Source organism: Kribbella sp. VKM Ac-2569, assembly GCF_004216905.1.
In the GTDB taxonomy this organism is placed as follows: Bacteria; Actinomycetota; Actinomycetes; order Propionibacteriales; family Kribbellaceae; genus Kribbella.
The window spans coordinates 975,174-1,002,163 of record NZ_SGXJ01000002.1; the positions used below are offsets into that span (position 1 = coordinate 975,174).

General features: G+C 69.2%; 26 protein-coding genes. 5 read left to right on the forward strand and 21 right to left on the reverse strand.

The window, feature by feature from the left end:
- The first annotated feature begins 35 nt into the window (after window positions 1-35).
- Both EV649_RS17805 and EV649_RS17810 read left to right on the forward strand, forming a co-directional pair.
- The gene (locus EV649_RS17805) at window positions 36-1,484 is read left to right on the forward strand and encodes a hypothetical protein (RefSeq protein WP_130384557.1); all 1,449 of its coding nucleotides are present in this window, start codon (window positions 36-38) and stop codon (window positions 1,482-1,484) included.
- A 48-nt stretch (window positions 1,485-1,532) separates the two neighbouring features.
- Window positions 1,533-2,441, forward strand: a complete 909-nt coding sequence (locus tag EV649_RS17810; protein WP_130384558.1) for a TIGR03086 family metal-binding protein — start codon at window positions 1,533-1,535, stop codon at window positions 2,439-2,441.
- Here the strand turns inward: EV649_RS17810 and EV649_RS17815 are convergent, their stop codons facing one another.
- The 9 genes from EV649_RS17815 to groES all read right to left on the reverse strand — a co-directional run bounded on the left by EV649_RS17815 (window position 2,442) and on the right by groES (window position 11,347).
- Window positions 2,442-2,843 (reverse strand): hypothetical protein, encoded by a 402-nt coding sequence (locus tag EV649_RS17815; protein WP_130384559.1) that lies wholly within the window; start codon window positions 2,841-2,843, stop codon window positions 2,442-2,444. It abuts the gene before it with no gap.
- A 52-nt stretch (window positions 2,844-2,895) separates the two neighbouring features.
- On the reverse strand, window positions 2,896-3,609 hold the full coding sequence (locus EV649_RS17820; RefSeq protein WP_130384560.1) for an acyl-CoA thioester hydrolase/BAAT C-terminal domain-containing protein: 714 nt from the start codon (window positions 3,607-3,609) through the stop codon (window positions 2,896-2,898).
- Window positions 3,610-3,724: 115 nt separating this feature from the next.
- Complete coding sequence (locus EV649_RS17825) at window positions 3,725-4,831, reverse strand: GuaB3 family IMP dehydrogenase-related protein (protein WP_130384561.1); 1,107 nt, start codon at window positions 4,829-4,831, stop codon at window positions 3,725-3,727.
- Window positions 4,832-4,858: 27 nt separating this feature from the next.
- Complete coding sequence (guaB, locus tag EV649_RS17830) at window positions 4,859-6,373, reverse strand: IMP dehydrogenase (protein WP_130384562.1); 1,515 nt, start codon at window positions 6,371-6,373, stop codon at window positions 4,859-4,861.
- Window positions 6,374-6,513: 140 nt separating this feature from the next.
- Window positions 6,514-7,929 carry a hypothetical protein gene (locus EV649_RS17835; protein WP_130384563.1) on the reverse strand — a complete coding sequence of 472 codons (1,416 nt, stop codon included), beginning with the start codon at window positions 7,927-7,929 and terminating at the stop codon, window positions 6,514-6,516.
- A complete protein-coding gene (gene shbA / locus EV649_RS17840; RefSeq protein WP_130384564.1) occupies window positions 7,922-8,545 on the reverse strand; it encodes an RNA polymerase sigma factor ShbA in 624 nt (207 codons plus the stop codon). Before shbA ends, EV649_RS17835 begins: the two co-directional genes overlap by 8 nt.
- 129 nt (window positions 8,546-8,674) lie before the next feature.
- Window positions 8,675-9,061 (reverse strand): GNAT family N-acetyltransferase, encoded by a 387-nt coding sequence (locus EV649_RS17845; RefSeq protein ID WP_241998435.1) that lies wholly within the window; start codon window positions 9,059-9,061, stop codon window positions 8,675-8,677.
- Between the two features lie 219 nt (window positions 9,062-9,280).
- A complete protein-coding gene (gene groL / locus EV649_RS17850) occupies window positions 9,281-10,900 on the reverse strand; it encodes a chaperonin GroEL (protein ID WP_130384565.1) in 1,620 nt (539 codons plus the stop codon).
- 150 nt (window positions 10,901-11,050) lie between these two features.
- The gene (gene groES, locus EV649_RS17855; RefSeq protein WP_130384566.1) at window positions 11,051-11,347 is read right to left on the reverse strand and encodes a co-chaperone GroES; all 297 of its coding nucleotides are present in this window, start codon (window positions 11,345-11,347) and stop codon (window positions 11,051-11,053) included.
- A gap of 191 nt (window positions 11,348-11,538) precedes the next feature.
- Between groES and EV649_RS17860 the strand changes: the two genes are divergently transcribed.
- On the forward strand, window positions 11,539-12,705 hold the full coding sequence (locus EV649_RS17860; RefSeq protein ID WP_130384567.1) for a class I SAM-dependent methyltransferase: 1,167 nt from the start codon (window positions 11,539-11,541) through the stop codon (window positions 12,703-12,705).
- Here EV649_RS17860 and EV649_RS17865 read toward each other — a convergent pair.
- A complete protein-coding gene (locus EV649_RS17865; protein WP_130384568.1) occupies window positions 12,663-13,628 on the reverse strand; it encodes a zinc-binding dehydrogenase in 966 nt (321 codons plus the stop codon). The genes EV649_RS17860 and EV649_RS17865 overlap by 43 nt on opposite strands.
- A gap of 54 nt (window positions 13,629-13,682) precedes the next feature.
- Here EV649_RS17865 and EV649_RS17870 point away from each other — a divergent pair, with 54 nt between their 5' ends.
- Window positions 13,683-14,480, forward strand: coding sequence for a helix-turn-helix transcriptional regulator (locus EV649_RS17870; protein WP_130384569.1), 798 nt, complete (start codon window positions 13,683-13,685; stop codon window positions 14,478-14,480).
- Between the two features lie 85 nt (window positions 14,481-14,565).
- Here EV649_RS17870 and EV649_RS17875 read toward each other — a convergent pair whose 3' ends face one another.
- The 10 genes from EV649_RS17875 to EV649_RS40820 all read right to left on the reverse strand — a co-directional run bounded on the left by EV649_RS17875 (window position 14,566) and on the right by EV649_RS40820 (window position 23,038).
- On the reverse strand, window positions 14,566-15,276 hold the full coding sequence (locus tag EV649_RS17875; RefSeq protein WP_130384570.1) for an alpha/beta fold hydrolase: 711 nt from the start codon (window positions 15,274-15,276) through the stop codon (window positions 14,566-14,568).
- On the reverse strand, window positions 15,273-15,719 hold the full coding sequence (locus EV649_RS17880) for a GNAT family N-acetyltransferase (RefSeq protein ID WP_130384571.1): 447 nt from the start codon (window positions 15,717-15,719) through the stop codon (window positions 15,273-15,275). Before EV649_RS17880 ends, EV649_RS17875 begins: the two co-directional genes overlap by 4 nt.
- Window positions 15,716-16,768, reverse strand: a complete 1,053-nt coding sequence (gene tsaD, locus EV649_RS17885; RefSeq protein ID WP_130384572.1) for a tRNA (adenosine(37)-N6)-threonylcarbamoyltransferase complex transferase subunit TsaD — start codon at window positions 16,766-16,768, stop codon at window positions 15,716-15,718. Before tsaD ends, EV649_RS17880 begins: the two co-directional genes overlap by 4 nt.
- The gene (locus EV649_RS17890; RefSeq protein WP_130384573.1) at window positions 16,765-17,214 is read right to left on the reverse strand and encodes a GNAT family N-acetyltransferase; all 450 of its coding nucleotides are present in this window, start codon (window positions 17,212-17,214) and stop codon (window positions 16,765-16,767) included. Before EV649_RS17890 ends, tsaD begins: the two co-directional genes overlap by 4 nt.
- Window positions 17,211-17,870, reverse strand: coding sequence for a tRNA (adenosine(37)-N6)-threonylcarbamoyltransferase complex dimerization subunit type 1 TsaB (gene tsaB / locus EV649_RS17895; protein WP_130384574.1), 660 nt, complete (start codon window positions 17,868-17,870; stop codon window positions 17,211-17,213). Before tsaB ends, EV649_RS17890 begins: the two co-directional genes overlap by 4 nt.
- A 1-nt stretch (window position 17,871) precedes the next feature.
- Window positions 17,872-18,798, reverse strand: a complete 927-nt coding sequence (tsaE, locus tag EV649_RS17900) for a tRNA (adenosine(37)-N6)-threonylcarbamoyltransferase complex ATPase subunit type 1 TsaE (protein WP_130384575.1) — start codon at window positions 18,796-18,798, stop codon at window positions 17,872-17,874.
- Entirely contained in the window at window positions 18,798-19,916 is a 1,119-nt protein-coding gene (locus EV649_RS17905) for an alpha/beta hydrolase (protein ID WP_130384576.1), read from the reverse strand. The genes tsaE and EV649_RS17905 overlap by 1 nt, the downstream gene beginning before the upstream one ends.
- Window positions 19,917-19,922: 6 nt before the next feature.
- A complete protein-coding gene (alr, locus tag EV649_RS17910; RefSeq protein ID WP_130384577.1) occupies window positions 19,923-21,068 on the reverse strand; it encodes an alanine racemase in 1,146 nt (381 codons plus the stop codon).
- A 15-nt stretch (window positions 21,069-21,083) separates the two neighbouring features.
- Window positions 21,084-21,725 carry an HAD-IA family hydrolase gene (locus EV649_RS17915; protein WP_241998317.1) on the reverse strand — a complete coding sequence of 214 codons (642 nt, stop codon included), beginning with the start codon at window positions 21,723-21,725 and terminating at the stop codon, window positions 21,084-21,086.
- Window positions 21,726-21,793: 68 nt separating this feature from the next.
- The gene (locus EV649_RS40820; RefSeq protein WP_157996257.1) at window positions 21,794-23,038 is read right to left on the reverse strand and encodes a hypothetical protein; all 1,245 of its coding nucleotides are present in this window, start codon (window positions 23,036-23,038) and stop codon (window positions 21,794-21,796) included.
- 239 nt (window positions 23,039-23,277) lie between these two features.
- Here EV649_RS40820 and EV649_RS17925 point away from each other — a divergent pair, with 239 nt between their 5' ends.
- Window positions 23,278-24,066, forward strand: coding sequence for an META domain-containing protein (locus EV649_RS17925; protein WP_241998318.1), 789 nt, complete (start codon window positions 23,278-23,280; stop codon window positions 24,064-24,066).
- On the opposite strand, the gene EV649_RS17930 is transcribed toward EV649_RS17925, so the two are convergent.
- Window positions 24,059-26,989: a PIG-L family deacetylase gene (locus EV649_RS17930; protein ID WP_130384579.1), complete on the reverse strand. Its 2,931-nt coding sequence runs from the start codon at window positions 26,987-26,989 to the stop codon at window positions 24,059-24,061. The genes EV649_RS17925 and EV649_RS17930 overlap by 8 nt on opposite strands.
- Window position 26,990 lies beyond the last annotated feature (1 nt).

Below are 26,990 nucleotides of genomic sequence, written 5' to 3' on the forward strand. Positions count from 1 at the left end.
GATCCGCTGAACCTGCGAAGGGGTGGAACGTCAAGATGGTGGACAGCGGGGGGCTCTGGACGCCTCCTGAGGACGAGCTCGGTGAGGCGCTGCAGACAGCCCAGGTGCTGATCGAGGAAGGCCGCGCCGACGAGGCAGGGCCGTACCAGCAGCGGGTCATCGAGCTGGCCAGGGAGCGGGCCGAAGGGCACCCGAACCACTACGAGGCCAAGCATCTGATGGCCGCGACCCAGTACGAGCTGGCGGGATCGCTGAACGCGTCCGGCCGGCACGAGGAGGCACTCGCCGCGCTGCACGAGGCGCAACTCGGGTATACCGAGCTCCAGGACGCCGGCGTGCTCGACGCGACCTGCTTCCTGGCCGACGTCCGCGCCCGGCGCGCGATGACCCAGGCGCACAGGGGTCACGGCGCCACCGCCGTACTGGAGATGGACGGCGCGGTGATCGCGTACGGCCAGCTCGTCGGCGGCGAGGACGGTCTCAAGCACCAGCCGGACTTCGCCCGGGTGCTCGCGATGAACGCGCTGATCCTGCGGCGGTACGGCGACCCCGCGCTGGCGGTCGCGTCCGCGGACGCGGCGACCCAGCTGTTCCTGCAGCTCGCGGACCAGATCAACGAGAGCCCGCAGTCGCTGTCGTACGCCCGCTACCTCTGTACGGCGACCGCGGTTTCGGCGGACGTCCACGCTGCCGAAGGGCGGCTGGACCTTGCGCTCGAGGCGGACGAGATCGGGCTGACCACGGCCGACACACTCGCCGACTCCGACTCGGCGACCGACATGCGCACGCTGGTCGCCGCCCTGGTCAGGAAGGGCAAGCACCTCGGCATCGTCGGCCGTCTGGAGGGCGAGGCCTGCCTGCGGACGGCGTACGACACCGACGCCGAGACGGCGGCCCGCGTGGTCGAGGAGCTGGACCGTGGGTTGCCGCTGACGCTGGTCGCGGCGCTGGAGAACGCGGAGATCAAACTCGGGCCGTTCGAGCAGTACCACCGGCTGGTGGCGCTGAGCGAACCCGCGCCCGGGATGACGCTGGCGACCGTGTCGGGACGGACGGACCCGGAGTCGGCGGCGCAACGCGCGACCGAGCTCGCGGAGCTGGTGAAGCCGCTGCTCTCGCAGGACGGAAACGCCGCGCTGACGCTGGGGCTGGAGGCGCACTACCTGTTCGCGATCTCGTCCGAGCGGGAGTCACACCGGATGCGGTTCCAGACGGCGACGTACGTGCCGATCTGGGCGCAGCTGCTGCTCGACATCTCCGAGGCGTACTTCCAGGCCGGGCGGATGGACATCGCGCTCGACCTGGGCGGCTGGTGCGCGGAGGTCGCGACCGCGCTGATCCCGTACGCCGACGACAACGAGCTGATGAAGGACCTGGCCGGGGCCTGCTACCGGCACCACGGCAACCTCCTGGCCGCCACCGGCGACCTGGCCGCGTCCCACCACGCCCACGAGGCCGCGGAGCAACTCCAGCTCGGACGTTGACGCGCCTGCCCCCTCCGGCGGACGCTGACGCTGGGAGGGGGAGTTGTTATGGACGTTGTAGACCTGCACAATCGCACGGTCGCGAACTTCGCGGACCTGGTCTCGGAGGTGCCGGCCGATCGATGGTCGGCGCCGACGCCCTGCTCGGACTGGGACGTCCGGGCGCTGGTCAACCATGTCGTCGGCGAGGAGCGCTGGACCGTGCCGCTGATGGCGGGCAAGACGATCGCCGAGGTCGGGGACACCCTCGACGGTGACCTGCTCGAGGACGATCCGGCCGCCGCGGCGTCGTACGCGGCCCGCGAGGCGGAGGTCGCGGCGACCTGGCCGATCGACAAGGTGCATCTGTCGTACGGCGACGAGGATCCGCAGGAGTACCTGCGGCAGCTCGCGGCGGATCACCTGATCCACGGCTGGGATCTGGCCGTCGCGATCGACGCACTGCCGCGGATGGACCGCGAACTCGTCGACGACGTCGGCGCCTGGTTCGCGGACCGGGAGGAGCTGTACCGGTCGGCCGGGATGGTCGGCAAGCATCTGGAGGGCTTCACCGATCCGGCCGAGGCCCTGCTCGCGGCGTTCGGGCGGGATGCGCGGTGGACGCCGGCGACCCCGGTGCTCGAGCGGTTCGGGGCCGCCTTCGACGAGGGCGACCTGGAGACGGCGATGTCGCTGGTCACCGACGACATCGTGTTCGAGTCCACGTCGCCGACGCCGGACGGCGGGCGCTTCGAGGGCGCGGACGCGGTCCGGGCGGTGTGGGCGACGTTGTTCGCGGACACCGTCGACCCGCACTTCGAGACCGAGGAGACCGTGCTGCTCGGCGACCGGGCCGTCGTGCGGTGGCGGTACTCCTGGCGTGAGCCGTCCGGCAACCGCGGCCACGTCCGCGGCGTCGACGTACTGCGACTACGCGACGGCAAGATCGCGGAGAAGATGTCCTACGTCAAGGGCTGACTAGTCCTGCAGTTCGGCGCGGAGGGCGCCGACGAACAGGCCGGCTTCGGTTTCGGTCATGCCGGTCTCGGAGACGACCAGGGCGGTCGCCTGATGGAGTTCGCCCGCGGCCTTGAGGGCGCGGGTGCGCTCGGCCAGGTTGGTGCCCGGGCGGCGGACCAACGGCGTACCGGTCGTCGGCGGCACGTACCGCCCGAGGCGGATGTCGTCGACCAGTTCCTTGGACTGCTTGAGGTCGAGGCCGGTGCGGTCACGGATCAGCTTGACCGCGTGCACCGCCTTCTTCGTGGTGATCAGGAATCGCACCTGATCCACATCGTCCGGGGACAGCTGTCCTCGCGCCGCGGCGAGGGCAACATTGTCCGTGTCCTGGCTGCTGCTCCGACGGCTGAACAATCCCATGCGGCAATCCTTCCAGAACCCGTCAAACCGGGTGAACTCGAAGCAAGTCGGATCAATCCGCGAGCAACCGCAGGATCTCGGACCAGGCGCGCGCACCCAACTCACGGTCGGCGGCGTCGGTCCCGCCGCGCGCCATCCGCTGCCCCGCGGTCTTCGGCTCCTCGCCCGGCAGCACCGCACGATGCCCGGCCGCCGCCACCGTCACGGTCCGCGTCGGACGGTCGCCGCGACGCCGCTCGATCTCCTCCGCGAACTCGACCGACGGCCACACCTTGTCGTCGCCACCGGCCACCAGCAGGACCTCGCCCCGGATCCGCTCCACCGGGATCCGCGACTGCTCCGGAGCACGCAGCAGACTCTGGCGATACATGCCGGTGTAGCTCGGCGGATCGTCCTCGGACTTCCAGTCCTGGTCGAACGGTACGAACGGGAGCGGCTCCCCCTGCCAGGTCCAGGCCGACCGTTGGCTGCCGTCCTCCAGAACCCGGCCCCACACGTAGGCGCTCGGGGCGAACCCGACCACCGAGTCCACCCGCTCGTCGAGCACACCGAGCAGCAACGCCGCCTCGGCACCCCAGGAGCTGCCCATCACGACCAGCCGATCGTTGCCCGCCAGCTCAGCCAGCGGGAACGACTCCAGCGGAACCTCATGTGTCACCGGCCAGCGCGGCGCGAGTACGTCGTACCCCTCGGCCTCGAGCAGACGGGCCCGATCCAGGTCCGGCGCACCGCTCGAACCATGCAGGAGCAGGACGCCCGTGGTCATGGGGCCTCCCGGTCTGGACTGAGGAGCGGAGGGAGCGAAGCGACCGGAGCGACGAGGGAAGACCGGGAGTTACAGCCCCATGACCCGGCGCGACGGAGTCGCGCCATCAGTACCGTCAACCTACGACGACCTCTACCCGCTGGAACTCCTTGAGTTCCGTGTAGCCGGTGGTGGCCATCGCGCGCTTGAGCGCGCCGACCAGGTTCATCGTGCCGTCCGGGACCCAGGACGGGCCGAACAGGATCTGCTCCATCGTGCCGGTGACGCCGACCTCGACCCGCTCGCCGCGGGGCAGGTCCTGGTGCCAGGCCTCGGCGCCCCAGTGGTACCCGCCGCCCGGAGCGTCGCTCGCGCGGGCCAGCGGCGAACCGACCATCACGGCGTCCGCGCCGCAGGCGATCGCCTTCGCCACGTCACCGGACCGCCCGACCGAGCCGTCCGCGATGACGTGCACATACCGGCCGCCGGATTCGTCCATGTAGTCCCGCCGCGCCGCCGCCACGTCGGCCACCGCGCTTGCCATCGGCACCGCGACCCCGAGCACCTTCCGCGTGGTGTGCGCCGCGCCGCCGCCGAAGCCGACGAGTACGCCGGCCGCGCCGGTCCGCATCAGGTGCAACGCCGCCTGGTGCGTCGCGCAGCCGCCGACGATCACCGGTACGTCGAGGTCGTAGATGAACTGCTTCAGGTTCAGCGGCTCCGCCTGCCCGGACACGTGCTCGGCGGACACCGTCGTACCGCGGATGACGAACAGGTCGACCCCCGCGTCCACGACGTGCTTGGCGAACTGCTTGGTGCGCTGCGGCGACAGCGCGCCGGCCACCGTCACACCGGAGTCGCGGATCTCCTGCACCCGCTGGGAGAGCAACTCGGGCTTGATCGGCGCCGCGTAGATCTCCTGCAGCCGGTGCGTGGCCTGCTGCGTCTCGAGGCTGGTGATCTCCTCGAGCAGGCTGGTCGGATCCTCGTACCGGGTCCAGAGACCTTCGAGGTTGAGGACGCCGAGACCGCCGGCCTTGCCGATCGCGATCGCGGTGGCCGGCGACATCACCGAGTCCATCGGCGCGGCCAGGATCGGCAGCTCGAACCGGTACGCGTCGATCTGCCAGGCGACCGAGACCTCCTCGGGGTCCCGCGTGCGGCGCGACGGCACGATCGCGATGTCGTCGAACGCGTACGCCTGCCGGCCCCGCTTCGCGCGGCCGATCTCGATCTCGGTCATCTGGTGTCCTTACAGGTAGCAGGCGGGTCAGCGGCCCGAGTAGTTCGGGGCTTCGACCGTCATCTGGATGTCGTGCGGGTGGGACTCCTGCAGGCCGGCGGAGGTGATCCGGACGAAGCGGCCCTTCTCCTGCAGCTCCGGCACGGTCCGGGCACCCGTGTACCACATCGACTGCCGCAGGCCGCCGATCAGCTGGTGCGCGACCGCCGACAGCGGGCCCCGATACGGCACCTGACCCTCGACGCCCTCGGCGATCAGCTTCTCGTCGGAGCCGCCGTCGTGCTGGAAGTAGCGGTCCTTGGAGTACGACTTGCGCAGGCCGCCTCCCGACGACATCGCGCCCAGCGAACCCATCCCGCGGTACGCCTTGAACTGCTTGCCGTTGATGAACACCAGGTCGCCCGGCGACTCCTCGCACCCGGCGAGCAGCGAGCCCAGCATGACCGTGTCCGCACCCGCGACGAGCGCCTTGGCGATGTCACCGGAGTACTGCAGGCCGCCGTCGCCGATCACCGGGACACCGGCCGGCTTGCAGGCCAGCGACGCCTCGTAGATCGCGGTCACCTGCGGCACGCCGACGCCGGACACGACCCGCGTCGTACAGATCGAACCGGGGCCGACACCGACCTTGACGCCGTCCGCGCCCGCCTCGACCAGCGCCTGCGCGCCCGCGCGGGTGCCGACGTTACCGCCGACGACGTCCACGCCGCGGGTGGCCGGGTCGGCCTTGAGCCTGCGGATGATCTCGATCTGGGCCCGGGAGTGACCGTGCGCGGTGTCCACCACGAGCACGTCGACCCCGGCCTCGACCAGCGTCATGGCCCGCTTGTAGGCCTCGCCGAAGAAGCCGATCGCCGCGCCGACCATCAGCCGGCCGGAGCCGTCCTTGGTGGACAGCGGGAACTTGTCGCGCTTGACGAAGTCCTTCAGCGTGATCAGGCCGGTGAGCTTGCCGGCCTCGTCGACCAGCGGCAGCTTCTCGACCTTGTGCTTGCTCAGCAGCGCCATCGCGTCGTCGGCGGCGATGCCCTGCCTGCCGGTGATCAGCGGCTGCTTGGTCATCACCTCGCGGACCGGCCGGGACAGGTCGGTCTCGAAGCGCATGTCGCGGTTGGTGACGATGCCGACCAGGACACCCGCGTCGTCCACCACCGGGACGCCGGAGATCCGGTACTGCGCGCAGAGCGCGTCGGCCTCGCCGATGGAGGCGTCCGGGCCGATCGTGATCGGCTGCGCGATCATGCCGGACTCGGAGCGCTTGACCAGGTCGACCTGCTGGGCCTGGTCCTCGAGCGAGAGGTTGCGGTGCAGGACGCCGAGGCCGCCCTGGCGGGCCATCGCGATCGCCATCCGGGCCTCGGTGACGGTGTCCATCGCGCTGGACACCAGCGGGATGTTCACCTCGACATTGCGGCTCAACCGGGACCGGGTGACGGCCTCGGACGGGATGACGTCGGACTCGTTCGGCTGCAGCAGTACGTCGTCGAAGGTGAGGCCGAGGACGGCGAACTTGTCGGGAACTCCAGCTGGGGTGATGTCCATGGGGAAAACGAGCACCTTTTGTACGGCGACAACGGAACCCCATCCTATCCGCGCCGCCACCAGGCCCCGAATCCGCCGTCCACAGGCCACCACAAGCGACCGCCCGCACGGTTCGCGGCGGGCGGTCGGTGGTCGAACGGTTACTTGATGGGCGCGTTCACGACGTCCAGGATCTGCAGCAGGCTGGCGTCGGTGGTCGAGCCGTACGTCCGGGCGATGGCGGCGTGCTTGCCCTCGGCGTACGTGCCGCTGGAGTGCTTGCCCTTCGGGTAGACCTTGCGGACCGAGCCCGTGCTGACCTTCCCGCTCGCGTGCTTCCCCGCCGCCTTCTTCGCCTTGCTTGTCGTGACGGACTGCGCCGTCGCGTCGGGCGTGCCGAAGAACCGCTCGGTGGTCTCGTTCGCGACCGGCTCACCGCTCGGAGTCGGCAGGACCGGCGCCACGATCGTCTCGACCAGTTCCTTGACCTCGGCCGGGATCTGCGTGACGTCGCTGCCGGGCGTCTCGCCGGAGCCGGAGGTGTCCGTGCCGCTGGTGTCCGAGCCGCCGGTGCCGCCGGTGTCACCGGCGGGCGTGGTGGTGTCCGAACCCGGTGTCGTGTCTCCGTCGCTCGTCTGACCCTCGCCGGAGCCGGCGCTCGGCGTGGCCGTCGAATCGCCGGTCGACGTGTTGCTGTCGCCCGTACCGGTGTCGACGTTCGTCGGCGGCGTCGTGGTGGTCGTCTCCGTCGGCGTCGGAGTCGGCGTCGGCGTCGTGGTGTCGGTCGGCTCGTCCGTCGGCGTCGTCGTCGGGGTGTCCGGCGGCGTCTCCGTCGTCGTCGTGTCCGTCGGCTCGGTGGTCTTGGTGTCGGTCGGCTCCGTCGTCTTCGTGTCGGTCGGCGTCGGCGTCACCTCGGTCGTCGGCTTGACCGGATCCTGCGTCGGCTCCGGCTTGACCGGCAACGCGTCCTTCTCGCGGATCGCCAGCGGCTTGTCGTCCGCCGGCAGTCCGAGGGCCTCCGGCTTCTCGGTGCCGTCCTGCGACAGCTCGCCGTCGCCGGCCACGCCGGTCTTGCCGGCGTTCTCGGCGGCGTGCTCGGCCTTCGCCTTCTCCTTGAAGTCCTTGCCGACCTTGACGATCTTGCTCCGGTCCACGACCGGCAGTCCGTCGAGGTCCTCCTTCGGGAAGCTGGTCTGCGGGCGGACCGCGTCGACCATCTTCTCGATGACCTTCTCGTACGGCGACAACGGGTCACCGGTGACCGCCGCGGCCACCCCGGAGACCGACAGCGCGGCCACCGCGGCGACACCGAACGCCAGACCGCGGGTCGCCATCTTGCGGGCGAACGGGTCGGTGATCGGGTTGAGCGCGGCGCAACGCGCCAGGAAGCTCTCCGGATCGTCGATGGTCTCTACCGGGAGCTCGTCCTCGACCTCCACGGCGAGCCGCAGATCGGCCAGCAGTTGGACGGCCGGGTCGTGTTCGCCCGCCGCACGGGCGGACTCCCCACCGGTAGCGAGCAGATCGAGCAGCGCGTCATCGGCCTCGATCGCGTCCAGGTCGAAACGGTCAGCCATGATGCCCCTCCCCCGCTCTTCCTCGTTCCAGCTGTGCTTCATGCCCCACAAACCCCCTGAGCGTGTTCAACGCCCGATGCTGTGCGACCCTCACCGCCCCCGGTGTCATTCCCAGTGCCCGGCCGGTCTCCTCGGCTGACAACCCCGCAACGACGCGCAGGCGAAGGATCTCTCGCAGTTTCTCCGGCAACTTGTCCAGCAGGCCCATGATGTGCTGGACCTCTGAATGCCGAACTGCGCGCTCCTCCGGCGTCGGTGACTCGTCCGCGCCGTCCGGCAGGTCCGGCGTCGAGACGTCGGCGACCGCGAACGCACGCTGGGCATCGGCGACCTTGCGGGCCGCGATGCCGTAGACGAAAGCCTCGAAAGGCCTCCCCTCGTCACGATACCGGCCCAGCGCGCCGAACACCGCGACACAAACTTCTTGTGCGACGTCGTCGACCATGTCGGCGCCGCCGGGATAGGTCCACAAACGGGACCGTACGTAACGGTGCGCGACTGCGCGCACCCTGGTGAGCAGGTCGTTGAGAGCTGTGCGGTCCCCGTCGCCGGCCAGCGCGGCAAGATCCCTGAGCTCGACCCGGTCGTGGGTGTCAGGTACTCGGACCTCTGTCACCCCTCGCCCCCTCGTGTTCGGACCGGTTCAGCCTCAGAGATCGTACGGCGCTCAACTCTTCTTGCCTAGTGGCAATTCGTGTTCGCGCCGCCGTTTTGATCACAATCTGTCACTACCGGCCAGTTCGATCTACGGCGCCACGAAGCGGACCAGCTCGGAGGCGTGGTCGCCGCCCCAGTCGATCGGCGTACGACCGGCCTCGCGCCAGCCGGCCCGTCGATAGAGGTGTACGGCGGCGCCGCGGTTGTCGACCACCTCGAGCGAGAGCTTCCGCCCGAACTCGGCAGCCGTCTTGACGCAATGGTCGAGCAACTGCCGCCCGATCCCCTGCCGAGTCGCCTGCGGGTCCACGAACAACCGTTCCACCTCGGCAGCATCACCCACAGCCGTCAGCACCACATGCCCGACAACCCCCGCGTCACCCACCGCGACCCAGCACCCCAGCCGGTTCTCCGGCGTCAGCCAGACACGCGGGTCAGCAGGCCAGTTGATCGGGTACGCCGCCTGCTCATGCACAGCCCGCAACAACTCAACGCAAACACCCAGATCCTCGTCCCGCCGCACCCGTATCAACACCCACCCATCCCACCAGACCCCCCCGACCCCACCCGCCGTACGGGGGTGGATAACCGCTCTTGTGTTGGAGTGGGGCCGAGGGTGGCCAGGCCCACATGCCCGCCGTACAACAGCACCGCCCGGCAAGGATCTGCCGGGCGGTGCTTTGGTGCTGAGGGGTCAGTGGCCGTGGCCGTGGCCGTGACCGGCTGCGGCGGGCTCTTCTTCCTCGGGCTTGTCGACCACCAGGGTTTCGGTGGTCAGCAGCAGCGCGGCGATCGAGCCGGCGTTGGCGAGCGCGGACCGGGTCACCTTGACCGGGTCCAAGACACCCTGCGCCAGCAGGTCGCCGTACTCACCGGTGGCGGCGTTGAAGCCGCTGCCGGACTCGAGCTCGGCAACCTTCGACGTCACGACGTAGCCCTCGTAGCCGCCGTTCTCGGCGATCCAGCGCAGCGGCTCGACGACCGCCTTGCGGACGATCCGAACGCCGGTGGCCTCGTCACCGTCGAGCTCGAGGTCCTTGTCCAGCACGCTGGACGCGTGCACGAGTGCGGAACCGCCACCCGCGACGATGCCCTCCTCGATCGCGGCCCGGGTCGCGGACACCGCGTCCTCGATCCGGTGCTTCTTCTCCTTGAGCTCGACCTCGGTGGCCGCGCCGACCTTGATGACGCAGACGCCGCCGGCCAGCTTGGCCAGCCGCTCCTGCAGCTTCTCGCGGTCCCAGTCGGAGTCGGTGCGCTCGATCTCGGACTTGATCTGGCTGACCCGGCCCTCGATGTCCTCGGCCTTGCCGGAACCCTCGACGACGGTCGTGTTGTCCTTCGAGACCACGATCCGGCGCGCCGAACCGAGCACCTCGAGGCCGACCTGGTCGATCTTCAGCCCGACCTCGGGGGCGACGACCTGCGCGCCGGTGAGCGCGGCCAGGTCCTCCAGCATCGCCTTGCGGCGGTCACCGAAGCCCGGCGCCTTGACGGCGACGGAGGTGAAGTTGCCGCGGATCTTGTTCACCACCAGGGTGGACAGCGCCTCGGCCTCGACGTCCTCGGCGATGATCAGCAGCGTCTTGCCGGACTGCACGACCTTCTCCAGCAGCGGCAGCAGGTCCGCGATCGCGGAGATCTTGCCCTGGTGGATCAGGATGTACGGGTCCTCCAGCACCGCTTCGCCGGCCTCGGCGTCGGTGATGAAGTACGGCGAGATGTAGCCCTTGTCGAACTGCATACCCTCGGTGAACTCGAGCTCGGTTCCGAAGGTGTTCGACTCCTCGACGGTGATCACACCGTCCTTGCCGACCTTGTCGAACGCGTCCGCGATCAGGGTGCCGATCTCGGCGTCCCGGGCGGAGATGGTCGCGACGTGGGCCATGTCGCCCTTGTCGTTGACCGCGCGGGCGGTCTCGACCAGCTTGGCCGACACGGCCTCGACGGCCGCCTCGATACCGCGCTTGAGGCCCATCGGGTTGGCGCCGGCGGCGACCGCCCGGAGGCCCTCGTGCACCAGAGCCTGCGCCAGCACCGTCGCGGTGGTGGTGCCGTCACCGGCGATGTCGTTGGTCTTGGTGGCGACCTCCTTGGCGAGCTGCGCACCAAGGTTCTCGAACGGGTCGTCCAGCTCGACCTCACGGGCGACGGTCACACCGTCGTTGGTGATGGTCGGGGCGCCCCACTTCTTGTCCAGGACGACGTAGCGGCCCTTCGGGCCCAGCGTCACCTTCACCGTGTTCGCGAGCTTGTCGACGCCACGCTCCAGCGCGCGCCGCGCGTTCTCGTCGAACTCGAGGATCTTCGGCATGAAGAAAACCAGTCCTTTTCGTATGTCTCGTTGCAGGAGCGAGCGCTGTGTCCAACTGCCCCGCCCCACCACCCCGGTCGGGTGCCGGACCCACTCCGCCCCGGCGCCAGAGGCCCCGGGGCGGTGTCAGTCAGGAACGGCGGGCGTTCGTCACTTGCTGACGACTGCGAGGATGTCGCGGGCGCCCAGGATCAGGTAGTCCTGACCGTCGTACTTGACCTCGGTGCCGCCGTACTTGGAGTAGATGACCTTGTCGCCGACGGCGACGTCCAGCGGGACGCGGTTGCCGTTGTCGTCGATCCGGCCCGGGCCGACGGCGAGGATCTCGCCCTCCTGCGGCTTCTCCTTGGCGGTGTCCGGGATCACCAGGCCGGACTTCGTGGTCTGCTCGGCTTCGAGCGGCGCGACGAGGACACGGTCCTCGAGCGGCTTGATCGTGACCGACACTTGCTGACCTCCACGGTCGATTTGCTGTTTGCGGTTCATGGTGGTCGCGCTCCCCTGCCGTCGCGGGGGTCAAGGGCCGGACCGCTGGCATTCTCGCATCGAGAGTGCCAACACCGAATCTAGGCCGCGATTAGCACTCGGTCAACTCGAGTGCCAAAGGATTCTCAGCGTGAGACGTCTAATGTTGCCGGGTGAGTGTCACCGCGCTGCTCGACGGACCGGGCGCTGAGGTACTGGCTGCCGCCTGCGCCGAGTACCTCCCCGGCAAGGAGCTCCAACTCGTCGAGAAGCTCAGACGCCGGTACGACGCAACGCTTGTCACGACTGCAGTCACCCAAGCCGCACTGCGCCACCGCGCCGTCGCCAAGTTCGGACCGGACGCAGAACGCATGTACTTCACACCAGACGGCCTGGAGCAAGCCACCCGCACCACGGTGAGCACCCACCGAGCCGCACGCGTGGCGCTCTCCCAGATCGACACGATGGTCGACCTGGGATGCGGCATCGGCGGCGACCTCATCGTCATGGCCCGTGCGGGAATGCTGGTCACCGGTGTCGAACGGGACCCCGAGACCGCAGCCGTCGCCCGCGCGAACCTGGCTGCGTTCGACCTGCCCGGCGACGTCCTCGTCGGCGATGCGGAGACGACGGATCTCACGCCGTACGACATGGTGTTCGCCGACCCCGCGCGCCGGGCCGATGGTCGGCGGGTGTTCGACCACAACGCCTACTCGCCACCGTGGTCCTTCGTCATTCAACTCCTGCAGGGGACTGCGTGCGTGAAGGTGGCGCCCGGCATCCCGCACGACGCGATCCCCGAAGGTGTGGAGGCGGAGTGGATCAGCGACTCCGGTGAGGTCAAGGAGGCCGCGCTCTGGTCGGGTGAGCTGTACGGCGGCACACCAAGGCGGGCCACGCTGCTCCCTGGCGGTGCGAGCGTTGCCGACGCACCAGCGGCCGACAGCGGTCCGGTCGGCAAGTACATCTACGAGCCCGACGGAGCAGTCGTCCGCGCCGGTCTGGTCACCGCGGCCGCCGCAGCGGTCGACGGTTGGTTGCTGGACCCTCGCATCGCCTACGTCACCGCGTCGACGTACATCCCGACAGCGCTGGCCTCGGCGTACGAAGTGGTGGAAGAGCTGCCCTACAAGGAGAAGGCGTTGCGCTCCTGGGTCCGCACCCAGGGCATCGGGACCCTGGAGATCAAGAAGCGCGGCGTCGACCTCGATCCGGCCCAGCTGCGCAAGAAGCTCGCACCGAAGGGCTCGGTGGCGGCGACCCTGATCATCACGCGTATCGGCCGCGACGCCGTCGCCTACTCCTGCCGCAGGGTGACGACCAGCTTCCCGGTCGCCTGATCGTCCTCCATGTACCGGTGCGCCGCGACGATCTCGTCCAGCTCGAAGACACGATCGACGTTCGGCCGGTAGACGCCGCTCTCGACCTCGCTCACGATCCGCTGCAGCACGTCCGCGCGACCCTTCATCGTCTCGCTGTGGAACGCCGTCAGTCGGGTCCCGGACGGGATCATCGCGATCGGCTCGAAGTCCTGGATCAACCACCCGCTGAGCGATCCCGCGACGCACACCGTGCCGCCGCGACGGACGAGCCGTAGCGAGTCCACCGCCGTACGTGCACCGATCAGGTCCAGGACGTACTCCGGTCCGTTCGGCCAGATGTCCCGCAGCGATCCGCCGTCGTCGACCACGACATGGTCCGCGCTCAGCGCGTCGACCTTGCTCGCCTGCCGCGTCGTCACCGCGGTCTCGATCCCGTACCCGGCCGCGATCGCCGCAGCCGCCATCCCCACCGACGACGTACCGCCGCGAATCAGCAGCCGGCCGCCGCGCTCGATCCCCAACGCGTCCAACGCCCCCTGCGCCGTCAGGTACGTCTCGGGCAGCGCGGCCAGCACGTCCCACGGCAGCGTCGTGGCAACCGGCATCAACGTGGCGTTCGGCAACAATGCGTACTCCGCATAGCCGCCGTCGAACGCCCGCCCCATCTCCCCCATCACAGCCGCGACCGTCGTCCCTTCCGGTACGGCGGGATTGGTCGAGGCAGCCACGACGCCGACACATTCGATCCCGAGGACCCGCGGGAACCGCACCGTCGGCGAATGCCCCTGCCGGGTCCGCAACTCCGACCGGTTCAGACCGGCCCCCTCCACACGCACCAGACTCCAGCCGTCCCGAACCGCCGGCACCGGCAGCTCGCGAAGCTCCAGTACTTCGGGGCCACCCGCCCGGACACAGACCGCGGCACGCATCGTTGCACTCATGCCTTCACTCTGGCCGCAGACCGGCATGGCCGACCACCGATAGAATGCCAAGCTATGCCCGTTGGCCGCCAACCTCTCCGCTCGGAACTGTTCCCGTCCGCCGGCGCCCACCACTGGGCCTCAGGCGGCATCAGCTCGGTGCAGACCCACGAAGAGGGACACCTCGTGTACGCCGCCCGCGGTGTCCTGGCCGTGCACACCGATCGGGGTACGTCGATCGTTCCCGCCAACCGGATCGCCTGGACGCCGGCCGGGTTCACCCACCAGCACCGCGCCCACGGCGAGACCGACATGCGGATCGTCTTCCTCTCCGCAGAACTGGCCCAAAGCATCCCGAACCGCCCGGCCGTGTTCCTGGCCTCCAGCCTCGCCCGCGAGGTCGTACTCGCCCTCACAAGCCGCCAACTCGAGCCCGCCGCCCGCACCCGCCTCCAACACGTTCTCGTCGACGAACTCCACGAGGCGTCGGAGCAGCCACTGCAACTACCGGAACCGCAAGACGACCGCTTGCGCAACATCGCGCAGCTCCTCCGCGAGAACCCCGCGGACAACACCCCACTCGCCGAACTGGGACGCAAGGCGGGCGCCGGCGCCCGCACCCTGAGCCGCCTGATCCGCAGCGAACTCGGCATGACGTACTACGAATGGCGCACGCAGCTCCGGATCTACCACGCCCTCGTCCTGCTCGCGGACGGCCACGACACCACGTACGTCGCACACGCCTGCGGCTGGGCGAACCCGAGCGGTTTCATCGCAGCCTTCGCCGCTGTCGTCGGCACCACACCCGGCCGCCATCGCCAAGAACAACCAGGACAATCCGGACTTGCACTCGACGGACATTCGAACATATGATCGATCTTGCGAGCGGGTCTCCGGGGTGACTAGCCGGCGGGCGAGGTGCTGCGTCCGCTGCCGCGACTCCCCCGGAGACCCGCCACTAACGTGTCCGGAACCGTTCCTTCACGGCCATCCGGAATCGAGCCATCGCGATCTCGCCGACCGCCGACGCCACCTGACCGCGCACCGTCGGCAGGTGCTCGTCACCACCACCGGCAGGGATCCCCGCGACGAACTCGGCCACCAGCCGGTTCCAGTCCTTCGCTCGCCGCAGCATCGCGTGTCCTTCGCCGGCGAGCGAATACGTCGTCACCGCTGTCCCGGCCGCACGCAGCCTCTTCGCGTACGCCGTCGTGCCCTCGGGAGAGGTGATCGTGTCGTCGGTCCCGTGCACGAACGTGACGGGTGGGCGAAGCGCGACGAGCGGCTCGTCGCGCGGCAGCCACGGCGCCAGCGCAAGCACGCCTGCCACCCGCGGATGATCGCCGGCGGCAACTGTCGCCCGCCCGCCCATCGAATGCCCGATCAGCAACACGCGCGAGATCGCCGGCGGCAGCTCGTCCAGAACGGTCCGCAGATCGATAGCCGCGTCACCGACGTCGTTCCAGCCCCGGAAGCGATACCGGAGGAACCCGATCGCGACGTTCGGCGCGACGGACCGCGCGGCCTGCGCGAACGGCCACATCCGCAGCGCCGCAGGGCGCCACAGGTGCGGGTCGGCGCGCGAGTGTTCCTCGCCGCCGTGCGCAAGCAGCACCAGCTCGGTCGCGCCCGCCGGGTGCCGGACGAGATCGACACCCGGACGCCTCACGGCTGCGCGTACAACTCGGCCGGTTCCTTGCGGATCGCCATCATCCGTCCGGTCGGCGTTTCGCTGAAACCGTACGACCGGTAGAGCTCGTGCGCGTCGGCGGTCGCCAGCAGGATCTGCCGCAGGCCCTTCAACTCCGGATGCTCGAGCAAGGTCGACACGACGAAACGCCCGAGACCGTGCCCACGGTGCGATTCCAGTACGAACACGTCGGCCAGCCAGGCGAACGTGGCCCGGTCCGTCACCATCCGCGCGTACGCGACCATCGCACCGTCCGCGCCGTACACCCCGAGGTTCAGCGAACCGGCGACCGCGCGGTCCACCACCTCACGCGGGATCCCCTCGGCCCAGTACGACGTACTCAGGAAGCCCTGCACCACGTCGCGGTCGATCCGCTCGGCGTTGTCGTCCGCCTCGAAGCCGTCCGGCCCGGTCCACTTCATTTGTTGAGTACCTCCGTGATCGGCATCGACGAGTCGGCGGGAAGATCGAGTGGCGACGGCGCCTTCCCGGACCGGACCAGCTCCGAGCCGAGCGCGGCGACCATCGCGCCGTTGTCGGTGCACAGACCGGGCCGCGGCACCCGTACGGCGATACCTGCCGCGGACGCACGCTCCTCGGCCATCGCCCGGAGCCGCGAGTTCGCCGCGACGCCGCCACCGATCAGCAGGTGCTCGAAACCGCGGTCCTTGCACGCGTCGATCGCCTTGCGGGTCAGTACGTCGCAGACCGCTTCCTGGAAGGCCGCGGCGACATGGTTCACCGGCACGTCCTCGCCATCGCGCCGTTTCGCCTCGACCCAGCGCGCGACCGCGGTCTTCAACCCGGAGAACGAGAAGTCGAACCGGTGCCGCTCGAGGTCCCGCTGCGACGTCAGCCCGCGCGGGAACGTCACGTACAGCCGGTCCCCGCCGTCACGCGCCGCCTTGTCGATCCACGGCCCGCCCGGGAACGGCAGCCCGAGCACCCGCGCTACCTTGTCGAACGCCTCACCGGCCGCGTCGTCGATGGTGCTTCCCATCGGTACGACGCCTTCGGTGATGTCCTCGACTGCGAGCAGCGACGAGTGCCCACCGGACACCAGCATCGCGACGCAGCCCTTCGGCAGATCACCATGTTCCAGGGTGTCCACCGCGACATGCGCCGCCAGGTGGTTCACGCCGTAGATCGGCTTGTCCAGCGACAACGCCAGGCCCTTGGCCGCGGCGACACCGACGAGCAACGCGCCGGCCAGGCCGGGCCCGCTGGTCACCGCGACCGCGTCGACATCGGTCGGCTTGATCCCGGCCGTCTCGCAGGCCCGCCGGATCGTCGGCACCATCGCCTCGAGGTGCGCGCGACTGGCCACCTCGGGAACGACCCCGCCGAACCGGGCGTGCTCCTCGACACTGGACGCGATCGCATCGGCGAGCAGCGTCTGCCCGCGCACGATCCCGACCCCGGTCTCGTCGCACGACGTCTCGATCCCCAGAATCAGGGGCTCCTGCTTCACAGTTCCTCCCGCCACCGCATGATCACAGCATCCTCGCCGCCGCCGTAGTACCCGCTCCGCCGGCTGATCTCCTCGAAGCCGAAGCCCCGGTACAACCCGATCGCCGATTCGTTGCTCGCAGCAACTTCCAGCAACACCGTCCGCCCGGCGCACCGGTCCAGCGCCGCCGTCAGCAACTGCCCGCCGACCCCGGTACGGCGCTCTGCCGGGGTCACCGCGATCCGCAGCACCTCGACCACATCAAGCGCGACAGGAGGCAGCAGCAGTACGACGTACCCGACGAGCGCACCCTCGTCGGCGACCAGGACCACCCGGTCCTCGCTCAGCCGGTCGAACTCGTCAGCCCAGGCGCCCGTGCTCCAGGCAGCCGACTTGAAGCACAGCTCGTCCAACGCGACCAGCTCAGCCTGATCGTCCGAACGCGCCGCTCTGATGGCAGGTCTCACAGGACGCTCTTCGGCCCGCTGGACATGGTCACGTCCGGCCGGCGCAGGTACAGCGGATCCGGCGCGACAACCTCAAGTGTCCCGGTCGCCACGCCCGTCGCCAGTACGTCGGCCGACGGGTACTCCGGGACCTCGACAGCGGACACGCCCAGAGCGTCGGCGTACAGGACCGCGCCGCGGCCGATCACGGGCAGCCCGGACAGTACGTGAGCGACCTCGGCCGGCTTGTCGACCGCAGGTCCCTCGAGCCGTCGACGGCTGCCGTCAGCGGCGGGACCGTCGTACAGCGCCCAGTAGATCTCCTTGCGCCGCGCGTCCGTCGCGACCGCGACGGGCAACGTCAGCGTCGACTGCCGGGCGAGGATGTCGAGGCTGCAGACGCCGGAGACCTCGATCCCCAGCACCTCGCCCATCGTCCGAGCCGTCACGAGTCCGACCCGCAGTCCGGTGAACGGACCGGGGCCGACGCCGACCGCGATCCCGGTCAGGTCGCGCGGCGTAACCCCTGCTGTCTCCAGCGCAGCTGCGATCGCAGGCGCGAGGAGTTCCCCATGGCGCAACGCGTCGACGGTCGTCGACGAGGCGACGATCTCGCCGGCCGGCGAGGCCAACGCGACGGTGACAGCGGCACTCGAGGTGTCGAAGGCAAGCAACATGTCAGTTCTTCTCCAGTACGGACACATGGACGCCGGAGCCGGCCCACCGCGGACCCACCGGAGTGATCCGCAGTGACCGCGTCTCGTCGGTGTCGTCGTCGCCACGGGTCACCACGATGTCCAGCCGATCGGGCGCGAGTGCCTCGGCCAGCCCATGACCCCATTCGACCACCGTGACCGCGTCCTCCAGGCTCGCGTCCAGGTCGAGATCGTCGAGCTCCGCGAACCCGCCGATCCGGTACGCGTCGACATGCACCAACGCAGGACCACCGGCCAACGACGGGTGCACCCGCGAGATCACGAACGTCGGCGACGTGATCGCGCCGCGAACCTTCAGTCCGACGCCGAGTCCTTGCGTGAACGTCGTCTTGCCGGCGCCCAGATCACCGGACAGCACCAGTACGTCGCCCGCACGCAGCTGACCGGCCAACTCCTCGCCGATCGCCTGCATCTCGTCGGCGGTCGGCACCGTCAACTCGACCGGCATCGCCTTGGCGAAGGTCAGGTTGTGCGCCTGCTGGTCGACGACGGAGTACCCACGCCGCCTCCAGAACTCCACGGTGTCCGGCAGCTCGACCCGGGCGATCAGGCTCACCCGGCGGAGCCCCCGGCGTACCGCGACCTCCTCCGCGCAACCGACCATCGCCGAGGCCACGCCGCGGGCCTGGTACCGGGGGTCGACCGACACGCGGCGCAGGTTCAGGACATCACCGACCTGCTCGAACAGCACCGCCCCGAGCGGAACGCCGTCGCTCAGGACCAGCAGCCCACCGTGCTCGGCGATCGCCGCCGCTACCGTCGTCGCGTTCTCGGACAATGCCGTCGACGGAGGATCGAGAACTCGCCGCGAGGAGAAGGCATGGTGGATCACGTTGACGATGTCGTCGACGTGATCCTGGCTGGCGTCGACGACGTGCAAATCAGTCATCAGGAAGGTCCTAGGGATTGTTCGGCTCGTTCGATCATCCCAAGGAGGGCTGCGGTGAATTCACGGTGGTGCTCGACCAGGCCCAGATGGCCGCAGTTCTGCACCTCGACCAGCTCGGCGCCGGGGACCCGCCGGACGATCTCCTCGGCGTGTTCGAACGGCGTCAGGTGGTCCTTGTCGCCACCGATCACCACACACTCGACCTTCTGCAACGGCTCCAGGGCGTCGTACTTGTCGTGCAGCGCGAAAATCGGGTAGAACTCCGCGATCACCTCGATCGGCGTCGCCGCGATCATCTCGTTGACGAACTCGGTGAACGCCGACGGCACCTCGGAACCGAACGAGTACTTCCGGGTCAGCAGGTAGCTGATGTCCGTACCGGCCTTCCGGCTGCGCTCGACGACGTCCGGGATCCGGGCCAGCGCGGCGACCGTCGGCGTGGCGAGCGCCCGCGCGAGCATGCCGACCTTGCCGGGGAACACGATCGGCACCTGGTCCAGCCCGCCGGCGCTGGTCGAGCACAGGCCGACGCCGATCACCCGGTCGCCGAACAACTCGGGATGCTGCTCGGCCAGGGCCATGATCGTCATGCCGCCCATCGAGTGCCCGATCAGGATGACCGGTCCGGTCGGCGCGAACCGCTCGACGATCCCGTACAGGTCCTCGCCGAGCTGGTCGATGCTGACGTTCTCCTTCGGGGACCGCCCGGAGCGTCCGTGCGAGCGCTGGTCGTAGAACACCATCGTGCCGATGCCGGCCAGGTCGCGGCGCTCGAAGTGCCACAGGTCCATGTTCAGCCCGTAGCCGTGGGCGAAGATCACCGTCAGGTCCTCGGGCGGCACCGGGAGCTTCCGGCCGAGCCTGCGCTTCGGCGGCGGAGCGGGGCGCCGCGAGCGCTTCAGCTCGTCCACCTCGACGTACAGCTCGACTCCGTCGTCGGCTGTGAAGATGTACGGCGTACCGCGCAGCGACCCGAACGGCTCGGCCTCCAGTTGCTTGCGCTGACCCGACCGCCGGCCGATCACCTGACGCTCGACCGCGACCCCGGCCGCAGCTCCTGCGGCGAGCACTCCGACCGCGGCCCCGATCAGACCAGCAGTCCGCCCTGCTTTGGACATGCCGGTCTACCTTTCGCTGTCGATGTACCTGCGTGGGATCCGGGCGCCCAGGCGAGTGACGATCTCGTAGTTGATGGTCCCGGCCGCGTCGGCCCAGTCGTCCGCGGTCGGCTCGCCCGACGTACCCGGGCCGAACAGCACGACCTCGTCGCCCGCCGCGGCCTGGTCGTCACCGAGGTCGACGACGCACTGGTCCATGCAGATCCGGCCGACGATCGCGCGCCGCGCGCCGTACGCCTGGACCGGTCCGCCGTTCGAGGCGTGCCGCGGCAGCCCGTCGCCGTACCCGAGCGGGATCAGGCCGAGCGTCGACGGCCGCGGCGCGGTCCAGGTCAGCCCGTACGAGACGCCCGCGCCGGCCGGCACCCGCTTCACCATCGCCAGCCGCGCCTTCAGCGTCATCGCCGGCCGCAGCCCGAGCTCGGCCGACGGCAGTGCATGCCCGAACGGCGACAATCCGTACGTCGCGACGCCCGGACGGACCAGGTTGAAATGGGTCTCCGGCAGCGCCAGCGTGGCACCCGAGTTCGCCAGGTGCTTGAACTCGGCGTCGATCCCGAACGACTCGGCGACCTCGATTGCCTCGGTGAAGGTCGCCAGCTGGGACTCGTTCACCGGGCTCTTCGGCTCGTCCGAGGACGCCAGATGCGACCAGATGCCCTTGATCTCGATCTGCCCGGTCGCCTGCGCGCGGACAGCTGCGCGGATCAGCGCCGGCCACTCCTCCGGTACGGCGCCGCCGCGGGACATCCCGGTGTCGATCTTCAGGTGCACCCGCGCCGGGCGGTCCTGCACCCCGGCGACGAGCTCGTCGATCTCCCAGGGCGCGCCCGCGGACAGATCGATCCCGGCCTCGATCGCGTCGGCCAGCGGCTCGCCCGGCGTGGTCAGCCAGCAGAAGATCGGCCCGGTGTCACCGGCCTCGCGCAGCGCGAGCGCCTCCTCGAGGACCGCGGCGCCGATCCAGTCCGCACCGGCCTCGCGGGCAGCCCGGGCGACCGGGACCATCCCGTGCCCGTACCCGTCGGCCTTGACCACAGCCATCAGCTGCGCACCCTCAGCGCGGGCACGCAGCGCGCTCACATTGTGACGGATCGCAGCCAGATCGACCACGGCCTCAGCACGGACCGGACGTGACTCAGGAGTAGACATGGTCGTTCCAGTGTCTCAGGTGGCGTCGATCAGGTCGGCGAGGGCGGTCATGTTGTGGAAAACCGTGTTCGCATCGGAAAGTTTCGCGGGGTCGGTCATGCCGGCGTACCCGAAGACCTTCATGCCGGCGGCGACCGCTGCGGCGACGCCGAGCGGGCTGTCCTCGATCACCAGGCAGTCGACCGGTTTCACGCCCATCGAGGCGGCCGCGTGCAGGAAGAGGTCAGGGGCGGGCTTTCCGTGCGCGACGTCCTCGGCGCTGAAGATCCGGCCCTCGAACCGGGGCAGGAAACCGACCGTGGTCAACGCCGTACGGATCCGTCGATGGGTGCCCGAGGATGCGAGGCAGTACGTGACGCCGCGCTCGTCCAGGTGGTCGAGGACAGCCTCGACCCCCTCGATCGCCTGCAGGTTCGCGAAGCCCTCGAACAGCCGCTGGTGGTACCGGTCCTCGAGATCAGCCGGCAACGGCCTGCCGAGCTGAGCCTCCGCCTTCTGGCGCATCGACGCCATGGACCCGCCCATGAAGTCCCGCACCGTCTCCTCGAAGGTGTAGTGCAGCCCAGCCTCCGTGAGCAGCTCGGCCAAGATCGTGTTGGCCAACCGCTCGGAGTCCACCAGCACACCGTCGTTGTCGAAGATCACAAGTCCAGTCACACCGGGAACCCTAAGCGGCCACCGCATCGAGTGCGGTGGCCGCCGGGGTTTGCGAGAGCGAGCTGGGGTTAGGACGAGGTGAGCGAGTAGTCGTCCAGCCGGAAGGTCTGCGGACCGTTCGTGGAGGAGATCTCCACGCCGTACTCGATCGCGCTGACCTTGTCCGTGCCGGACAGCCAGCCCTTCGAGACCAGCCAGTCGAAGACCGCCTTCAGGTCGACGGTGCTGGCAGCCTTCTGCTGGGTCATCGCGAGCGCGATGTACCGGCTGCCGACGCTGCCGCGCTTCCAGGCGACGTACTGCGTGCCGCCGATGGTCGCGGTCGCCTTGTCCGCTGCGTCACCAGGCGGCAACGAGCCGGGGTACCGGTAGTTCGTCCAGATCATCAGCTCTTCGTTGCCGAGCCCGTTCAGCCAGATGTCGTACGACCAGTTGTACTCGCCGGACGACGGCGCGGACTGGGAGTTCGCGTACGTGCTCTTGATGCTGCTGAACGAGCTGATGGCCTTGTCGGGGTAGTTCTTCTGGGTGTCCGGGTAGGTCTTGACCGACCCCGGGTTGCTCGCCAGCTCCTTCTGGTCCGAGGTCACGTACCAGCTGTTGAACCCGCAGGCGTGGATGGTCTGCGGTCCGGCCTCGCCGTCGTTCCACTTGTTGTTGTTGACCAGGTAGCCGCTGGTGTTCCAGGACGCGAAGGCGTCCGAGGACGACCAGACCGGGCTCTTGCAGGTCCCGGCCGCCGGCGGGGCGGTTGTCGTCGGCGCCGTGGTCGTCGGGGCGGACGTCGGCGGCGTCGTCGTGGTCGGAGGCTTGGTGCTGGTCGTCGTGCTGGTCGGTGTCGGCGACGGCTTCGGGGTGCTTGTCGTCGGCGCGCTGGTCGGGGCGGTGGTCGGGGCCGGGGTCGTCGGCTGACCCGCCACGGCGGCGAAGTCGTAGTGGACGGTGTAGGTCACCTTGGTGCCGGCCTGGTACCTCTGGCCGTCGTAGCGGAGCACGCGCAGCCGGTAACTCTGATCGGTGGTGCGGCGCGGGTCGACCGACACCATCGCGGGTCCGGACGCGGTCGCGGTGATCGCGACCGGCTTCTGTCCGAAGCCGTGCAGGACGGTGCAGCCGGAATAGGCATCAAGGACGCAGGTCTCCACGCGTCCAACGTTGGGCAGGGCTGTCACCGTGCTGTCCGCGGCGTTCGCGGTCGCGACCGGCGAGTCCTTGGACGCGTGTACGACGATCGGTAGGGCTACCAGACCGGCGACAGCGACGAGGGCCGCAGGCAGAATCGCGCGACTCCGGGCAGTTCGGGTGGGGGGCATGCGAAAAGTTCCTTAGTGTGCTCGACGGGTCGCACTGCTGCCCCAGAACTCCAGTGCGGCCCTCAACTGATCGATTGGACGGATCCCCAGAAGGGCCAGTTCGACTGGCCTTGTCGTGCTGTTCGCTCTCGCGTACGGCGGTGACGTTATCGAACCGTGATCAGATCTGCCAACCCCGGGGCCTGAATTAACGAACCCTTCACCTGCAACGGTAGCAACCCGGGCGGCGTCCTCTGGTTGTGAACAAACGGATGATCGCGCTCGCCGCGACGGCTCTACTGGCCCTCACTGCCTGCGGCAACGAGTCCGCGGCCCAGCCCGACTCCGGCGCGTCGCTGACCGGGCGGACGTTCCTGTCCACAGCGATCACCGAGAACGGGAAGCCGCGACCACTCGCCGCGAAGACGCAGGTCCGGCTGCAGTTCACCACGAACGGCCGGATCTCGTGGAACGCCGGCTGCAACTCGTCGGACACCACGGTGTCGACGTCCGACGGCCGGCTGAGCCTCGGCAAGGAGATCGCGTCGACGGCGATGGGCTGCATGGGATCTCTGCAGGGTCAGGACGCCTGGATCGCCGGCGTTCTCTCGGCGAAGCCCACCTGGAAGCTGGACGGCGACAAACTCGTGCTCAGCACCGAGAGCACGACGATCTCGCTGCTCGACAAGGAGACCGCGGAGCCAGATCTCGCTCTCGACAGCACGAAGTGGAAGCTGACCACGGTCGTCACCGGCGAGTCCGCGTCGCACCAGGCCGGCTTCGAGAAGGTCTGGCTGACACTGAACGGCGAACGCGTCACCGGGTCGACCGGTTGCAACGAGTTCCAGGGCGTGGTTGCACGCGCCACCGGCAAGGTCACCTTCGGCGAACTGGCCACCACGCGCCGGGCCTGTGCCGGCGAGGCCGCGACGGTGGAATCCCTTGTTCTGAAGGCATTGAAGGGCGAGCTGACCTACCAGATCGACGGCTCGACGCTACAACTGCGCTCCGCCGACGGCGGCCTGGACTTCACCGCACCGACTAGGTGATCCGGATGTCGAAGGCCTGGACCTCGTTCGTGGTTGTCTCGTAGGAAATGAGCAGGTGGCCGCGGTCCTTCAGTTGCTGCCGTTGGGCCGCGGTCAACGGGATCGTCCAGTGCTGCACACCCCGGGTGGCCTGCTGGGTGGCCTGCGTGACCAGATGACCGCTCATGTTCGGTGACCACGGCGGCGTCGCGCCGTCGGTGATCGCACACGGGGTGAACCCGTAGTCCGGCGGCGGGTCGGTCGTGCACGAGGTCGTCCACACCGGGATCGCGCCGAGCTCACCACTGGTCAGGAAAGCGCGAGCAGTGCCGTTTCCTTCCGACGACGTGACGAGCTGCACCGCGTCGCCGCGGACAGCGGAGGACAGGATCCTGAGGTCGTCGGTCGGCACCCGGCCGGAGATCGGTACGCCGTTGCGCGCGGATTGCGCAATCGTTTGCGGCGACAGGGCTCCGTTGAGGTTCGGGTTCGACACGTCGGGCGGCGCCGGCGTGGTCGGGCGGTCCGCCGGCGGTGTGTACCCGGGCAGCGTGGCGAGCCCCCAGCGGTACGGGTCGGACTGCACGGAGCCGAGCGCCGACCACCCGAGTCGCGTACTCATGTCGATGTGCCGCAACGTCGTCGTACCGGCTGCCGAGGTGTCGTCGTTGTCGTACGGCGTGATGTTCAGCCCGAGCCGTGCCGGGTCGACGGCGGACGGGAGGTCGGCGAGCGGGATCTTCACCTCGAGGTCATAGCCTCCGCCGGCGTACGCGTGCGGGACCGTCGTCTCGTTGCTGCCGACCCACTGCGCGGTCGACGCGACCTGCACGCCGGGCGCGTTGCCGGTGTCGAGGGCGCCGCTCGAGTAGCCCTGGTGGTTGTCCGCGTCGCGCTCCCAGCACGGGCCGCCGCTCTGGCTGAACGGGAAGATGCCGAGCTTGAACGTGTTCGCCGTGTCTTTCAGGTCCTGGGACGCGGTGCCACGCGGGTCGAGCAGGATCTCGACCGAGTCGGCCTGCCAGTGACCGACGCATTCCTCCGGCGTCACGGCGTACGACTGGTAGTCGTCGCGGACGTGGATGAAGAAGTACAGCGCATCGTCGGACCAGCTGACCTTGGCCGTATTGCCTTCTCCTGTTGACGAAACGCCGCAGTCGTCGACGCCGGCGCAGGTGCTCGCGCCCTGCCAGATCCGGCCGAGGTCGAGCGTCGGGCCCGGGTACTCACCCGGGTTGGCCTTGCCGTCGACGACCGGCGCCGCCTGCGGGATCACGGTCGTCGGGACGAGCGTGAGGGTGAGAGTCTCGCTGCCTGTGGCGGTGCGGATCGGGATCGACACGTTCTGCTGGGCGGGCAGTGTGGTGTCGGTGTTGGTGAGCTTGAACGTGACGGTGGCGTCCGCGCCTGGTGCGAGGTCGTACGGCTTGGCCTGAGCGTCGACGGTGAAGTTGGGCGGGAGGTCGAGGGACACGGCGCCGGTCTGCTGCTCGGCGGACCAGTTGTGGACGACGACGGGTACGTCGATGGTCTGGCCGATACCCATCGACTGGATCGCCTGCGAGCGGCCGAGGCGGTTCGCCTGCGGCGCGGTGTTCTGCAGCCACTCGTCGTACTCCTGCCAGTTCCCCCAACGCTGGAAGCGTCCTTCGGCCGCGGAAACGATCCGTACGACGTTTTCCGTGTAGCCGGTCGCGTGGTCTGTGGTGGTGTAGAGCGCGGAAACCTTCGCGTTCTGGTCGACGGTCGCGGTAGCCGCGGGCGTGACGGTGAAGGTGATGTCGGCGCTCGATCCCTTGCGGACCGGCTTCGGGCCGTCGGTCGACCAACCCGCCGGCACCGTCAGCGCCACGTTGCCTTCGGCAAGCTTTCCGCGGAGGTGCAGCGTGGCCTGGAAGGGTTCACCGGCGACGTTGTAGAACCTGTCGAAGGTCAGGTATTCGAGCGTTCCGAGCGGCAGTCCGCCCGGGTCGGGTTTGGTCGCGCCGAACAGGATCGCGTCGTCACGGCCGGCCGCCGCGTTGCTGTTCGGCTGGAACGGTACGAACGACTCGGTCATGCCGAACCGCGGACAGGCGGGAACCGACGTGCCCTTGTACATCACGCGGCTCTGGGTCGGGTATGCCGCGCGGCCCTCGTCCGCGACCTGCTGCCAGATCTTCGGCGTACCAGCGGCCTGCCCCTGCGTGTTTCCGGCCGGCCAGGTGTACGGCGAGTTGTAGCCGGTCCACACGCCCGCGACGGTGTCGAGACCGGTCGGGGTGAATCCGGTGGTGCAGTTCGCCGCGGTCGTCGTACCGCCGGTGCCTGCGGTGGCTCCGCCGGAGAAGACCTTCTTCACCTGCCAGGTGCTGAGGGCGTGCGGGCCCGTCAATTGCTCAGGGAACATGTTCGGGTCCGCGGCCGCGAGCACGCCTTCCCAGATCAGCCGGCCGGCCTGCTGATGGTTGCCGTGGCCGGCCGCAAGGGTCGGGGTGAAGCCTATGTAGACCTCCGGCTGCGTCTCGCGGATCACCCGCGTGACCCTCCGGAGCGTCTCCTGCTCGTCCCAGAAGTACTGCGTCAACGGCGCGCTCTGGTTGTAGAAGAAGTCGATCCGGTCGAGGTTGAAGATGTCGACCGTCCCGGAGCGGTAGTGCGCCACGCGATCCTCGTTCTCGCGCCGCAGACCGAGCTCGGGACCGAGTTCGGGGCCGGTCGCGTTACCGCCGCCCTCACCTCGGGTCACCATGATCACGCCGCACTTGACGCCGTACTGCTGATGCCAGACACCACACGGCCCGATGATGCTGGTGTCGTCGTCCGGATGGGCCCACTCCCCCATCACGTCGATCTTCGTCTGACGATCAGCCACGTACGGCTGGGTCGTCCGGGATGTGGCCACGGCCGGCACCGGCAGCACGGCGAGCAGGACAAGAATCACGAACCCGGCGAATCGCTTCACG

Excerpts from the sequence above, each read along its gene's own strand:
- EV649_RS17805 (WP_130384557.1), top strand. The coding sequence starts at position 36 with ATGGTGGACAGCGGGGGGCTCTGGACGCCTCCTGAGGACGAGCTCGGT.
- EV649_RS17810 (WP_130384558.1), top strand. The coding sequence starts at position 1,533 with ATGGACGTTGTAGACCTGCACAATCGCACGGTCGCGAACTTCGCGGAC.
- EV649_RS17815 (WP_130384559.1), bottom strand. The coding sequence starts at position 2,843 with ATGGGATTGTTCAGCCGTCGGAGCAGCAGCCAGGACACGGACAATGTT.
- EV649_RS17820 (WP_130384560.1), bottom strand. The coding sequence starts at position 3,609 with ATGACCACGGGCGTCCTGCTCCTGCATGGTTCGAGCGGTGCGCCGGAC.
- EV649_RS17825 (WP_130384561.1), bottom strand. The coding sequence starts at position 4,831 with ATGACCGAGATCGAGATCGGCCGCGCGAAGCGGGGCCGGCAGGCGTAC.
- guaB (WP_130384562.1), bottom strand. The coding sequence starts at position 6,373 with ATGGACATCACCCCAGCTGGAGTTCCCGACAAGTTCGCCGTCCTCGGC.
- EV649_RS17835 (WP_130384563.1), bottom strand. The coding sequence starts at position 7,929 with ATGGCTGACCGTTTCGACCTGGACGCGATCGAGGCCGATGACGCGCTG.
- groL (WP_130384565.1), bottom strand. The coding sequence starts at position 10,900 with ATGCCGAAGATCCTCGAGTTCGACGAGAACGCGCGGCGCGCGCTGGAG.
- EV649_RS17865 (WP_130384568.1), bottom strand. The coding sequence starts at position 13,628 with ATGAGTGCAACGATGCGTGCCGCGGTCTGTGTCCGGGCGGGTGGCCCC.
- EV649_RS17870 (WP_130384569.1), top strand. The coding sequence starts at position 13,683 with ATGCCCGTTGGCCGCCAACCTCTCCGCTCGGAACTGTTCCCGTCCGCC.
- EV649_RS17880 (WP_130384571.1), bottom strand. The coding sequence starts at position 15,719 with ATGAAGTGGACCGGGCCGGACGGCTTCGAGGCGGACGACAACGCCGAG.
- tsaB (WP_130384574.1), bottom strand. The coding sequence starts at position 17,870 with ATGTTGCTTGCCTTCGACACCTCGAGTGCCGCTGTCACCGTCGCGTTG.
- tsaE (WP_130384575.1), bottom strand. The coding sequence starts at position 18,798 with ATGACTGATTTGCACGTCGTCGACGCCAGCCAGGATCACGTCGACGAC.
- EV649_RS17905 (WP_130384576.1), bottom strand. The coding sequence starts at position 19,916 with ATGTCCAAAGCAGGGCGGACTGCTGGTCTGATCGGGGCCGCGGTCGGA.
- alr (WP_130384577.1), bottom strand. The coding sequence starts at position 21,068 with ATGTCTACTCCTGAGTCACGTCCGGTCCGTGCTGAGGCCGTGGTCGAT.
- EV649_RS40820 (WP_157996257.1), bottom strand. The coding sequence starts at position 23,038 with ATGCCCCCCACCCGAACTGCCCGGAGTCGCGCGATTCTGCCTGCGGCC.